Origin of the sequence: Sphingobacterium sp. UBA5639, from assembly GCF_002421245.1 — a bacterium.
In the GTDB taxonomy this organism is placed as follows: domain Bacteria; phylum Bacteroidota; class Bacteroidia; order Sphingobacteriales; family Sphingobacteriaceae; genus Sphingobacterium; species Sphingobacterium multivorum.
Genome location: NZ_DIJR01000022.1, coordinates 78,147 through 90,182 on the forward strand (window position 1 = coordinate 78,147; position 12,036 = coordinate 90,182).

12 protein-coding genes are annotated in these 12,036 nt (G+C 38.0%); 9 read left to right on the forward strand and 3 right to left on the reverse strand.

Translation table 11 applies throughout. The features are described from left to right. The first annotated feature begins 56 nt into the window (after positions 1-56). The 5 genes from B4Z90_RS13645 to B4Z90_RS13665 all read left to right on the forward strand — a co-directional run bounded on the left by B4Z90_RS13645 (position 57) and on the right by B4Z90_RS13665 (position 5,852). A complete protein-coding gene (locus B4Z90_RS13645; RefSeq protein WP_376778163.1) occupies positions 57-1,493 on the forward strand; it encodes an OmpA family protein in 1,437 nt (478 codons plus the stop codon). A 181-nt stretch (positions 1,494-1,674) separates the two neighbouring features. After that, the gene (locus tag B4Z90_RS13650; RefSeq protein ID WP_112375119.1) at positions 1,675-3,087 is read left to right on the forward strand and encodes a tetratricopeptide repeat protein; all 1,413 of its coding nucleotides are present in this window, start codon (positions 1,675-1,677) and stop codon (positions 3,085-3,087) included. A gap of 97 nt (positions 3,088-3,184) precedes the next feature. After that, positions 3,185-3,931: a shikimate dehydrogenase family protein gene (locus B4Z90_RS13655; protein ID WP_070561041.1), complete on the forward strand. Its 747-nt coding sequence runs from the start codon at positions 3,185-3,187 to the stop codon at positions 3,929-3,931. A gap of 44 nt (positions 3,932-3,975) precedes the next feature. Further along, the gene (locus tag B4Z90_RS13660) at positions 3,976-4,617 is read left to right on the forward strand and encodes an MBL fold metallo-hydrolase (RefSeq protein ID WP_070560919.1); all 642 of its coding nucleotides are present in this window, start codon (positions 3,976-3,978) and stop codon (positions 4,615-4,617) included. A 5-nt stretch (positions 4,618-4,622) separates the two neighbouring features. Continuing rightward, the gene (locus B4Z90_RS13665) at positions 4,623-5,852 is read left to right on the forward strand and encodes an FtsX-like permease family protein (protein ID WP_070560917.1); all 1,230 of its coding nucleotides are present in this window, start codon (positions 4,623-4,625) and stop codon (positions 5,850-5,852) included. Here the strand turns inward: B4Z90_RS13665 and B4Z90_RS13670 are convergent. Both B4Z90_RS13670 and B4Z90_RS13675 read right to left on the reverse strand, forming a co-directional pair. Continuing rightward, positions 5,849-6,496, reverse strand: coding sequence for a carboxypeptidase regulatory-like domain-containing protein (locus B4Z90_RS13670; protein ID WP_070560915.1), 648 nt, complete (start codon positions 6,494-6,496; stop codon positions 5,849-5,851). The two genes, B4Z90_RS13665 and B4Z90_RS13670, sit on opposite strands and share 4 nt — an antisense overlap. A gap of 57 nt (positions 6,497-6,553) precedes the next feature. Continuing rightward, positions 6,554-6,829, reverse strand: a complete 276-nt coding sequence (locus B4Z90_RS13675; RefSeq protein ID WP_046671629.1) for a NifU family protein — start codon at positions 6,827-6,829, stop codon at positions 6,554-6,556. A 242-nt stretch (positions 6,830-7,071) separates the two neighbouring features. On the opposite strand from B4Z90_RS13675, the gene B4Z90_RS13680 reads away from it, so the two are divergent. From B4Z90_RS13680 to coaBC, 3 genes are read left to right on the forward strand one after another with little or no spacing between them, the layout of a single operon-like run. After that, on the forward strand, positions 7,072-8,001 hold the full coding sequence (locus B4Z90_RS13680; protein ID WP_112375121.1) for an outer membrane protein assembly factor BamD: 930 nt from the start codon (positions 7,072-7,074) through the stop codon (positions 7,999-8,001). Further along, complete coding sequence (locus tag B4Z90_RS13685) at positions 7,985-8,314, forward strand: DNA-directed RNA polymerase subunit omega (protein ID WP_046671627.1); 330 nt, start codon at positions 7,985-7,987, stop codon at positions 8,312-8,314. The genes B4Z90_RS13680 and B4Z90_RS13685 overlap by 17 nt, the downstream gene beginning before the upstream one ends. Positions 8,315-8,324: 10 nt before the next feature. Then, positions 8,325-9,521, forward strand: coding sequence for a bifunctional phosphopantothenoylcysteine decarboxylase/phosphopantothenate--cysteine ligase CoaBC (gene coaBC / locus B4Z90_RS13690; RefSeq protein ID WP_286752844.1), 1,197 nt, complete (start codon positions 8,325-8,327; stop codon positions 9,519-9,521). Positions 9,522-9,566: 45 nt separating this feature from the next. Here the strand turns inward: coaBC and B4Z90_RS13695 are convergent, their stop codons facing one another. Continuing rightward, positions 9,567-10,934, reverse strand: coding sequence for a methyltransferase RsmF C-terminal domain-like protein (locus B4Z90_RS13695; RefSeq protein ID WP_286802509.1), 1,368 nt, complete (start codon positions 10,932-10,934; stop codon positions 9,567-9,569). A gap of 88 nt (positions 10,935-11,022) precedes the next feature. Between B4Z90_RS13695 and B4Z90_RS13700 the strand changes: the two genes are divergently transcribed. After that, a complete protein-coding gene (locus B4Z90_RS13700; protein ID WP_286802510.1) occupies positions 11,023-11,409 on the forward strand; it encodes an SRPBCC domain-containing protein in 387 nt (128 codons plus the stop codon). Positions 11,410-12,036: the final 627 nt, after the last annotated feature.

The window sequence follows — 12,036 nt, forward strand, 5'->3', positions numbered from 1 at the left end:
TTTAAGACTTTGGCACGGCAATTGTACTATTCCATGTGTTAATACGATAATTAAATTTGAAAACAATTAAAATTAATAATAACCTTAAAAACAAGAGTATGAACTATTCTACAATTAAAAAAACAGCAGTTGCTGCTACATTAGTTGCCGCTTTAGGTTTCGCTGGTACAGCACAAGCTCAACAAGTATTCGGTGGTAGATCACAATACAGAACTTGGTCTATCGGAGTTCAAGGTGGTATCACTACACCAAACACAATTCTTCCTGGATCAAATGCTTTTGGACAAAAAGTAGGTTACTTCCAAAACAAAGTTGGTGAATACTACGGATTAACTATCCGTAAACAATTCTCTCACACTTTTGGTTTAGAATTAGAAGCAAACCGTGGTAAGATCAAAACTTATAACAAAGCTCTTGACGGATTTAACGGATTTGAAGCTGGTTCTGGAACTAATCGTAATGGTGTTGCTAAATCTGCACAAACTGATGTAAATTGGGCAGCTAGCATTAATGGTGTATTTCAATTAGGAACTATTGATTTCTTAAGAAGAGAAAATGCGGTTAACTTCTACGCTAAAGTAGGTTTAGGAGTATTGGCTAATAATCCTGTTCAATTTGGAAATGAAGACTTTTCTGGAACAGAGGTTTATAACAATAAAGGTAATTGGGGATCTGAAATCTTCGGTGACCGTGAATTCAAAGGTGACCGTGATAACAAATTAACGGCTTTCGTTCCTGTAGGTGTTGGTGCTAAATTCAAATTATCAGAAGTTGTTGCCTTGAATTTAGGTTATACAATGAACTTTACTGATGATAACTTATTATATGGTCCCGCTCGTACAGATTACAAAGGTAAATTCTCTACAGTGATGGCTGGTTTAGAATTCACTTTAGGTTCGAAAGACAAACAAAACTTGACTTTTGCTAACCCAGTTGCTACATTGTATGATGAGTTGAAAGATCCTTCATTGAGAAACGAAGTTGAAGCGTTGAAACAACGTGTAAGCACTTTAGAAGGTACTGTTAACACATTAAGCGCTGACGCTGATGGTGATGGTGTATCTGATAAATTTGACAAATGTCCTGGTACTCCAGCTGGTACTCCAGTAGATGGTTCAGGATGTCCAATCAAATTCCCAGAGCCAGTTGCTAACAACGTTACTTCTAACGGTTACTACGCTCCAATTCAATTCGAATTTGATAGCTCAGTATTGAAAACTTCATCTTACTCTACATTAGACAAATTGGCTAAAGAGTTACGTGATAACAATTCATCTGTACAATTAGATGGTTATGCTTCTGCTGAAGGTTCTGAAGCTTATAACTTGACTTTATCTAAAGACCGTGCGAACTCTGTAAAACAATATTTAGTAAACGCTGGTGTTTCTTCATCAAGCATCACTGCTAACGGTTACGGAGAGAAAAACCCAGTTGCATCTAATGCTACTGAAGAAGGTCGTGTTCAAAACCGTCGTGTTGAGATCAAAAAATAATCGTATATAACTTATACCATTATATTAGAAGCCGGCTTTAAAGCCGGCTTTTTTATTTTACCCGTATTTATCCTTAACTTTGTGGAGGATATCCGATTTGTGGAAAATTAGTTCGAACAAATTAGATAAGAAATTAGTATTTTGAATTAAAGAACAGAATACTGGTTTTAAACTTTTGAGAATGGAAGAGGATTTTGAATTTGAAAACCCCGAAGAAAGAAAAATCTCGGTGGACAGATATGAGGAAATGCTTCGAAACGAGGATCAGTATTTTTTTGACTCCAAGGCTTTTGAAGGAATTATTGATTACTACACTGAAAAAAATGACCCTGTTAAGGCCCTACAGGTTACCGAATATGCGATCAGCCAACACCCTTTTGATATTACCTTCCTATTGAAACAGGCACAACTGTTTTCAACGATTCAACAATATCAGAATGCACTTGCAGCGCTTGATAAAGCGGAATTATTGGAAGCTTCAGAAGGAGACATTTTCTTGATCCGCGGCGGCATATTAGGCAGTATCGGCCAGTTTGATAATGCTTTGGAACAGCTCTTCAAAGCACTTCCGCTATTAGATAATAAAGATGAGGTCTATTTCCATATTGCGATGATCTTTCAAGCGCAAATGAATTATGACAAGGCTATAATTTATCTAAAGAAAGCCCTTGAGCTCAACATGGATTACCAAGAAGCACTCTATGAATTGGCCTACTGTTATGATGTATTGGATAGACAAGAGGAAAGTATCTCCTTTTATAAAAAATACATTGATTCAGATCCATACTCCTACTATGCTTGGTACAATTTGGGAAATTCTTTCCATAAAATCAGTCGGTTTGAGGAAGCTTTAGACGCATACGACTATGCTATATTAATTAAAGAAGACTTTTCTTCAGCTTATTTCAATAAGGGGAACGCTCTTGTTAATCTAGATCGCTATCAGGAAGCATTGGACGTATACAAACAAACATTTGAATATGAGCAACCAAGTGCTGACACCTATTGTGCGATTGGCGAATGTTATGAGAAACTTGAGCAGATGGAGGAAGCCCGCAATTATTATAAAAAGGCAGTCAAATTAGATGCGGAGCTTGCTGATGCCTGGTTCGGTATTGGGGTCACCTTAGATTTCGAAGAGCGTTATTTTGAATCTCTTCATTTCTATAAAAAAGCATTGGAGCTGGAAGATACAAACCCCGATTACTGGTTTGCGATTGCCGATGCCCGATACAAACTACAACAAATAGATCTTGCAGAAGAAGCCTATAAAAAGGTAGTCGCTTTGAACCCAACAGATATAGATGCGTGGCTCGATTATTCCTCCATTCTATTTGAACAAAGTAAAATTGAAGAAGCCATTGATGTAATATCCGATGCCATCACACAAAATCCAGATGCTGCAGAGCTATACTATCGTGTGGTTGCTTATCTATTTGCCAATGGACAATACAATGAAGCGCTGAACTTTTTAGAGCTTGGTCTGGCGACGAATCCCGATAAGCATCATATTCTTTTTGATTACCTTCCACAGCTACAAGGGAATCAGATTATTACTGAAATTGTAAAAAAATATACAAAGCCGAAAGATTAACATGTAAGAGGCTCATATCCGGTCATTGCATAGCAATGACCGGATATTAAAATTGAAAATATATTCCTGTTCCCACAACGTACTTTTCGCAATTCAAATGAAAAAATTAGGCTTAATAGGATACCCGTTAGGGCATTCTTTTTCAAAAAAATATTATCTAGAAAAATTTCATCAAGAGGGTATTACCGATGTGGATTATGATTTATATCCACTTGCTCAAATAGCCGATTTTACAATAATTGCTTCCAATAAAGACTTTTACGGTGTCAATGTGACCATTCCCTATAAGATAGAGGTTATGGATTATTTGGATGAGCTCTCGGAAGAAGCTCATGCAATACAAGCTGTAAACTGTATTCGAATCAGCCATACATCAGATGGCATAACACATCTTAAAGGCTACAATACAGATGCCTATGGTTTTGAGGCATCGCTAAAGCCGCTATTAAATCCCCAAGCGGATAAGAAGGCTTTGATTTTAGGTAATGGGGGCGCTGCAAAAGCTGTCATTTATGCCCTGAATCAACTTGGAATAACACATACTTTAGTAAGCAGAACCAAACAGGCAGGCCAGCTCACTTATGATGAAATTGATCGTGCTATCCTAGCTGACCATACTTTGATTATCAACTGTTCACCGGTTGGTACATTTCCCAATACAGCAGAATATCCGAAAATTCCTTACGAATTCTTAACTGAGAATCACCTCTGTTATGATCTCATATACAACCCAGAGGAAACAACGTTTCTTCGAAAAAGCAAAGAAAAAGGTGCCAGAATCAAAAACGGGTATGAAATGTTGGTTCTACAAGCAGAAAAAAACTGGGAAATCTGGAATAGTTGACCTTTCAATAGTAAGAAATCAATAAAAACTGTAATTTTACCACTATGCTTACGATCAAAACATTCACTTTCAATCCCTATCAGGAGAATACTTATCTACTTTATAACGAGTCAGGAAATGCCATTATCATTGATCCTGGGATGTACGGCGAGCAAGATCAGCAAGAACTCCTAGCTTTCATCGCAAACAATAAACTCAAGCCGACACTCCTATTAAATACACACTGTCATATTGACCATGTATTGGGGAATAGTTTTGTCCATGAAAAATTTGGCTTGCTTCCGCAGTTTCACGAAGGTGAGGTACCAATTTTAGTAGCGGTTCAGAATTATGCTCCTCAAATGGGCATCCGATATGACATTTCCCCAATTGGGGAAACATTTCTAAATGAGGATGATACCATTCATTTAGATGATGATGAGCTAACGGTCATTCTTGCGCCTGGACATTCCCCTGCACATATTTGCTTATATTCAGCTGATCAAAAATTCTTGATCGGAGGAGATGTTCTATTTCGCAATAGCATTGGCCGTACTGATCTTCCTGGGGGAAATCACCAGCAGCTTTTGGATAGCATAAAAACAAAACTTTATACCTTGCCCGACGACACGATCGTCTATCCGGGGCATGGCCCATCGACTACGATTGGCTTCGAAAAAAATTCTAATCCATTTATCCAAGGATAAAAGTCATGAACCTGCCATTTCTATTTGCAAAAAGATATCTGTTTTCTAAGAAATCAGTTAATGCCATTAATATCATCTCTTCAATTAGTGTGATTGGCGTAATGGTAAGTAGTGCCGCATTAATCATTTTGTTATCATCATTCAATGGAATGGAACAGCTGATACTATCCATGTACAGTAAGTTTGCTCCTGAGCTGAAGATTGAACCCAAGAAAGGCAAACTTTTTGATAGCAAACAGGCTATCTTCAGCGAATTACGAAAAGATTCTAATGTGGTTCATTATACGGAGGTTCTACAAGAGAAGGTATTGTTACAATATTCAAATAGACAATTTATTGCAAATATAAAAGGTGTCGAACCTCAATCGCTAAGTAAGAAGACCGGAGACAGTATCCTCGTAGATGGCCAATACAAACTTACTCATGACTCGACTAACCTCGCAATTCTAGGGGCTAGCGTACAGGCAAATCTGGCGATTCCTATGCAGAACTCTTCGGGACAAATTCAAGTGTATTCACCGAGAAAAGGGGTAAAAAATTCCTCCAATCCTGCTGAAGAGTTCAACATCCGATCCATAACTCCTGTAGGGGTAATGCGCTATCAACAAGATTTTGACAATTTGATAATTACACCGATTTCATTTGCTAAAGAGGTTCTCGGAGAATATGACCGCGTTTCATCGATCGAATTTTACCTAAAAGATGGTATAGATGTCAACTTATTTGGGCAGACATTACAAAAGAAAATAGGACCAGATTATATTGTAAAGAATAGAGAAAAACAAAACCCCACCTTATATAAAAATGTACGTGTTGAACGCTGGGTCGTCTTCTTTATCCTGACCTTAATCAGTGTAATTGCAATCTTTAATATTGTAGGTTCCTTAACCATGCTTGTACTGGACAAACAAAAGGATATGACGATCCTGAAAGGTTTGGGTGGGGCTGATAATCTAATTCAACGTATCTTCTTTTATGAAGGTCTTATGATCGCTATTATCGGTTGTGTATTAGGTCTATTGATAGGCGGCATATTCAACTATATTCAGTCAGTCTATGGAATCATTCGTGTAGAAGATGGAGCGAATACCATTATTGACAGCTACCCTATGGTAAGTAAGTGGAGTGATTACATTTTAGTATTCATAACAGTCATTGGCATCTCTGGTCTAGTTTCCTATTTCTCCGCTAAATTAAGTGTGAGAGAACTCAATAAACTGAAATCGACTGATTAATAACTTGAACTTTTTCGGCTTTGACTTCCTTTTGTAATCTGTTGGATTAAACTGCCCCATGCAAAAGGATTTAACAATGGATTAGCATAACGTTGGTTGATGACTTTATTATTCATGGTATTAAAGCTCTGCGCATTATTAATTGAACGCATTTCATTTCCGTCACGTGGTATTACAGCTGCCATTGCAGACAAGGACTCATACGACAAGGATCTTCTTACTCTAACGATGTTATCTTCGGAAACGTCTAGATTCATAAATGCAATGTTAAACTCTTCTATACTTGCCCAAGGATAGGGCGTTACCATCGGAAGTTCCGTCACTAGATTTTGCATAATGATATTTGCGGTATATTTATCTCCAGAAACCTCAGGAATAGTGACAACTAAAGGATCAAAACCGACAGATGTAAAACGAATTGTATCGCCTACATGTGCCACAAAAGAGAAATAGCCCTCGTTATTTGCAGCAAATGCTTCATTTCGGAAAGATAAATTAGTGACAGTCGCATAACCTACAGGAAGTCCAGACCCAACCGTTGTTACGATACCGGAGTATTGAATAATTTTCCTTTCCTGCGCTTGTAATGCGGCGGAGCAAAAAAGTATAAATACAGCAAATAATATAGAAACCAGCAACTTCATAGAACAAATTTAAACAAAAGTAGCCGAACTAGCCGTTAAATTGTGTTAATAGAAAAACTAATTAACAGAGGGTAAAGTTGCTTCTGGGGAATCTGGATCTGTTAAATTAATAGCCTCTACTGCTGTAATTTCAGGAACAGCTTTCTTAATTGCCTGCTCTAAACCAGCTTTAAAGGTCATAATGCTCATTGAACATGAAGCACATGCTCCCAATAATTTTAAACGCACGACATTATCCGCTGTAATCTCTTCAACACTCACATTTCCGCCATCAGTCTCCAAATATGGTCTCAAGGTATCTAATGCTTGCTCAACTTTTTCTTTTAAAGTCATACTCTTAATGCTATTCAATGATTGTAATATGTAAAGATAATCAAATATTTTAAAATGTGTATTTTTAGGCTTCGCTACCATTGGAAAAACAACAAGTATATGACAATATACCCTCTTCCGAGCTACAATCGAGTTAAAGAATGTTAATAAGAAATGTTGTTTTTGCGATCAAATAATTATTAAACTATATTGCGCAGTAAAATTTAATTGATTAGTATAACAAATTCACTTATCTTTGTAAAATGTTTTTAAATAGGCGTATAGCGGCTATCTGTGCCGGCATGATGTTTCTATTGGTATTTACTGGCTGTAAAAGTAAATTTGAGAAATTGCGCGCAAGCAATAACATCGCTCAAAAGTACGAAGAGGCCGTAAAACTTTATGAGAAAAAGAAATATACAAAGGCGTTAGTTTTGTTTGATGACTTGCGGACCAAATTCCGTGGACAAGCTGAAGCAGAAAATATTTACTATTATTTGGCATTTGCCAACTACCGTCTGAAAGATTATACATCTGCAGCATTTCACTTTAAAGATTTTGCGGATGTTTATCCAAATAGTGCAAGAGCAGAGGAATGTCGTTTTATGCATGCCTATTGTTATTATTTAGATTCTCCGAGATCGACGTTAGATCAAGCAAATACAAGAAAGGCAATTGATGCTTTACAGCTCTTCGTCAATCTCTATCCCGAATCGGAACGGTCCAAAGAAGCCGCAGATCTTATTCAGAAATTAAGAGATAAACTTGAGCTTAAAGCATTTGCTAATGCAAGACTGTATTATGATATGGGTCTTACGGATGATTATAGGGCAGCTGTCATCGCATTACAGAATGTATTAAAAGAATACCCTGATACAAAATACGCAGAAGAGATTGAGTTTTTAACCTTAAAAGCACAATACATCTATGCGTCAAAAAGTTTCTTCCTGAAACAAGAAAGCAGATTTGATGATGCCTTGGATTATTACCGTAGCTTCGCAAGTAATTTTCCGAATAGCAAACATATGAAAGAGGCAGAATCTCTTCGTGAGAATTCTGAAAAAGGGATTAAAACCGCCCTCTCTCAAGTGAAGGATTATAATAAGGCCGTTGCGGAGCAGGAAGTGTATATTAAAGAACAAAAGGCGAAAAAAGAAAAAGAAAATACCCAAAAAGATGAGTCAAAAAAATAACAATTCAGTTCCAAACTCTACAGTCACACGTGACTTGAGACAATTGGACAAAGGCACTGACAATCTCTATGAATCTATTGTAGTTATTTCTAAACGCGCGAACCAAATTGCAGTAGATATTAAAGAAGAATTGAATGGAAAACTTGCTGAATTCGCGAGCAACAACGATAACTTGGAAGAGGTATTCGAAAACCGTGAACAAATAGAGATTTCAAAACATTACGAGCGTATGCCAAAGCCTACTTTGGTTGCTATTGATGAATTTTTACACGATAAAGTGTACTACAGAAATCCTTCAAAAGAGCAGGACTAATCCTTAAACAATGGCTTTAGCTGGGAAAAATATTGTAATTGCTGTATGCGGCAGTATTGCCGCATACAAGATTGCATCCCTTATCCGCCTTTTGGTAAAAGCGGAAGCCAAAGTTAACGTAGTCATGTCAAAAGAAGCGACAGCCTTTATTACCCCGCTTACGCTTTCCACACTCTCCAAAACCCCCGTTTTAATAGATTATTATCAGCCGAATACCGGGGAATGGAACAATCATGTCGAAATTGCTTTAAATGCAGATTATATTTTAGTCGCACCAGCAACGGCAAATACCTTGGCCAAAATGGCCAATGGGTTTTGCGATAACCTCTTAACAGCCGTGTATCTATCAGCAAAATGTCCAGTACTATTCGCTCCAGCAATGGATTTAGATATGTGGAAACACCCTTCAACACAGTCCAATATTAATAAGCTTAGTTCTTATGGCAATATCCTCATTCCTCCGGGAAAAGGGGAACTGGCAAGTGGTCTAGTGGGTGAGGGGCGTTTGGCGGAGCCGGAAGAAATAATGGATTTCTTAGTTAAATTTTCGGAGCGAGGACTGCCCTTAGCAGGAAAGAAAGCATTAGTATCAGCTGGCCCTACTTATGAAGCTATAGACCCAGTCCGCTTCATTGGCAATCATTCAAGTGGAAAAATGGGCTATGCCATCGCCAAAGAACTTGAAGAACTTGGCGCAGACGTCACTCTAGTATCGGGACCGACTGCCCTGAAATTACCCGAGCGCGTCTATACGATTTCAGTTACCTCGGCAGCTGAGATGCTGAGCGCCTGCGAAGAATATTTTGAAGCAGCAGATATTGTTGTGATGAGCGCTGCTGTGGCAGACTACACTCCAGTTGAAGTCGCTACCCAAAAAATAAAAAAGAAAGAAAACGAATTCGCTATCGAGCTGACGAAAACCGCCGATATTCTAGCTACTTTAGGTGCCAAAAAGAAAGAAAACCAATTACTCGTTGGGTTTGCATTGGAAACCAATAATGAACTCGAAAATGCAAAAGACAAATTGGTTCGAAAAAACCTGGATTTTATTGTGCTCAATTCCATGCAAGATAAAGGTGCCGGCTTTGCCACGGATACCAATAAAGTCACTATAATCGATCGGTCTGGAAATACCCGTGAGTTTAGCCTAAAATCGAAAGAAGAAGTTGCTAAAGATATCTGCTCAATTATCGTGAGCCTATCCTAAGCAAATTTTATATATACTCCCCTTGGAGTATAATGTCTCCAGCTCTTATAAATTTGCAATCCTCAATTCCTTTGGATAATAGTTGTTTATTCGGTTGGTCAATACCTTCATCCAGCCCAAAGGTTTACCTTGAAAACTTGCTATGGCCCATCCTTGAATATTTTCGCCAATCGTATCCACAGCTATATTTTCCTTTCTAAGATAATTGCGGGCATCCTCAAGCGACAATTCCACCAATTGGAAGTCTTTGGTCAAATGAATGCTCAAAGCCAGCGCATGGCTTGGTATTAGCTCCTTTCTGTTAAGTTTCCCAACATTAGTTCCCGCATTCTTAAGATAAAGTACATTTTGGAGATACTTTAGATCATGTTCATACATTTTTGGAAAAACATATACATCCTCATGATGAAGAAAAGTATGAAAACTGGCACTATCCGAAATCCAATTATCTAGAATTCCTCTAGGTACCTCTGATTTTTCGGGTTTAATTCGCTTTCTATTGAACGTTTCCTGTTCGCCAATCTTCTTAAGGACAGCAATAAAAAAGCCCTCTCCACCTAATTTATGCGGGTAAAATCGATAACCGTGTGCACGATGCTTATTAGAACTTGTATGATCAATTCCCCAATGCTCTTCAATAGCTATTTCAATAGATTCGAAATCACCGCTATCCAGTAACCAATCGACAATATCTTCATTTTCTTCCGGAGAATAAGAACATGTTGAATAGAACAAATATCCGCCCTTATTTAAAGTCGCCAAGCTTTCAGCCAAAATTCGCTGTTGTCTTTCGCTACAAAGCTTAACATTAGCTTCGGACCATTCATCGATGGCATCGGTATCTTTTCTAAACATTCCAGATCCAGAACATGGGGCATCAACAACCATCAAATCGAAGTATCCTGGAAGGCGATTAAACGCTGCAGGATCATTATTTGTCGTTACTGTGTTAGCATTTCCCCATTTCATTAAGTTATCTTGCAGGACGGTAACCCTAGTTTTAATAATTTCATTTGCAACCAAGAGCGATTCCGGATGCAAACTACTGTTTAATAAAGTAGACTTTCCTCCTGGAGCGGCGCATAAGTCCAACGCCCGAACACTCCTTTCATTTAACTTCAAACTTCGAATAATATGATCTATGAACATGGAAGAAGCATCTTGTGGATAGTATGTTCCAGCATGAAATAAAGGATCTAACGTAAACACTGGACGATCCTGAAGATAATAAGCCACATGACACCAAGGAACTTGTTTTGCATTAGGAATCGGACAATCTTCTAATTTATTAGGGTTTAGGCGTATTGCTGTCGCCCGAATACCTTCTTCATGTATCTTAATAAATGCATCAGTATCAAATAATGGATTCACCCCTAACTTTTTCACTAAAGAATTTGGCAGAAAATTACTCATGTTGTCCTAATAGTTTGCGATAAAATTAAGATAAATAAAAATGAAGTCAAAATAAGTGGTAAATTACAAGAAAGAGTAACTTTGCACCATGAAAGAATTCAAGAAATATGCTATTATTCCTGCAACTCCAGAGGAGCTGTATCTTGCATTAACGACCGAAATTACCGCTCGTCTTTGGACAGGAGACCTAGTGTCCATAGACGCTACTATCAATGGAGAATTCTCCTTATGGGATGGTGCTATAACTGGCCGATTCTTGGAACTGGAACCTTCGACAAAAATTATGCAAGAATGGTACTTCGGTGAAACAGACAACCCTTCGATTGTTACATTAAAGCTGCATGAACATAAAAAAGGGACATCCTTGGAAATTAGGCAGACAAATATACCGGATGAAGACTTTGAAAATATCTCGGATGGATGGGAAGACCCTTATATCTCCTCGTTGATCGACTTTTATACAGAAGAAGATTAAAGCAATGCAGCTATTCTTCCAGGGTATAGTGTAATAGCCAAGAACATCAGGTATTTGTATTCCATATAGACCGTTGGCAATACAGATACCTCCTTTACTGTGCCCGACTTTCCACCTTCCAATATATAATAATTGATATTTCACTATTACACAACATGTGAGTCGTTTCAATATCTCAAATAGAACGGATTATAATTTCTACATGCTCCTTTAATCCCAATCTTCATACATATAAAATATCCCACAATAGTTTCAAACACCAAACTCAAAGCTCCTGCCGATATATTCATCCTTTACAGGCAAAGGTGTAGCAATCTTACAACATAAAATCGGCAACAGCGAAAATTATGGTGTTAAAAAGTTTTCAATCCTATCTAATAGAAATACGAATGATATATCCAAAAACCGAGACTTTCTCACCTCCGTAAACCATTGGGGTAATAACTGAGACAAGACATGCTCCTAGTGATTACAAGTAGCTTGTGTAGTGACCGCCGAATATTTGATTTACAGATGCGTCACACTGCTGCGGAACAGCGCCGGTCGGGGGGTACGGCAGATATGCAATAGCTTGTACAGGGAAGTACAGGCAGGTATCTAAACGCAAGAAGCCCTTGACTGTTTCCA

Bases quoted from the DNA above. Each gene is read 5' to 3' on its own strand.
- B4Z90_RS13695 (WP_286802509.1), bottom strand. From the start codon at position 10,934: ATGAGTAATTTTCTGCCAAATTCTTTAGTGAAAAAGTTAGGGGTGAAT.
- B4Z90_RS13675 (WP_046671629.1), bottom strand. From the start codon at position 6,829: ATGACTTTAAAAGAAAAAGTTGAGCAAGCATTAGATACCTTGAGACCA.
- B4Z90_RS13655 (WP_070561041.1), top strand. From the start codon at position 3,185: ATGAAAAAATTAGGCTTAATAGGATACCCGTTAGGGCATTCTTTTTCA.
- B4Z90_RS13660 (WP_070560919.1), top strand. From the start codon at position 3,976: ATGCTTACGATCAAAACATTCACTTTCAATCCCTATCAGGAGAATACT.
- B4Z90_RS13650 (WP_112375119.1), top strand. From the start codon at position 1,675: ATGGAAGAGGATTTTGAATTTGAAAACCCCGAAGAAAGAAAAATCTCG.
- coaBC (WP_286752844.1), top strand. From the start codon at position 8,325: ATGGCTTTAGCTGGGAAAAATATTGTAATTGCTGTATGCGGCAGTATT.
- B4Z90_RS13680 (WP_112375121.1), top strand. From the start codon at position 7,072: ATGTTTTTAAATAGGCGTATAGCGGCTATCTGTGCCGGCATGATGTTT.
- B4Z90_RS13670 (WP_070560915.1), bottom strand. From the start codon at position 6,496: ATGAAGTTGCTGGTTTCTATATTATTTGCTGTATTTATACTTTTTTGC.
- B4Z90_RS13700 (WP_286802510.1), top strand. From the start codon at position 11,023: ATGAAAGAATTCAAGAAATATGCTATTATTCCTGCAACTCCAGAGGAG.
- B4Z90_RS13665 (WP_070560917.1), top strand. From the start codon at position 4,623: ATGAACCTGCCATTTCTATTTGCAAAAAGATATCTGTTTTCTAAGAAA.
- B4Z90_RS13685 (WP_046671627.1), top strand. From the start codon at position 7,985: ATGAGTCAAAAAAATAACAATTCAGTTCCAAACTCTACAGTCACACGT.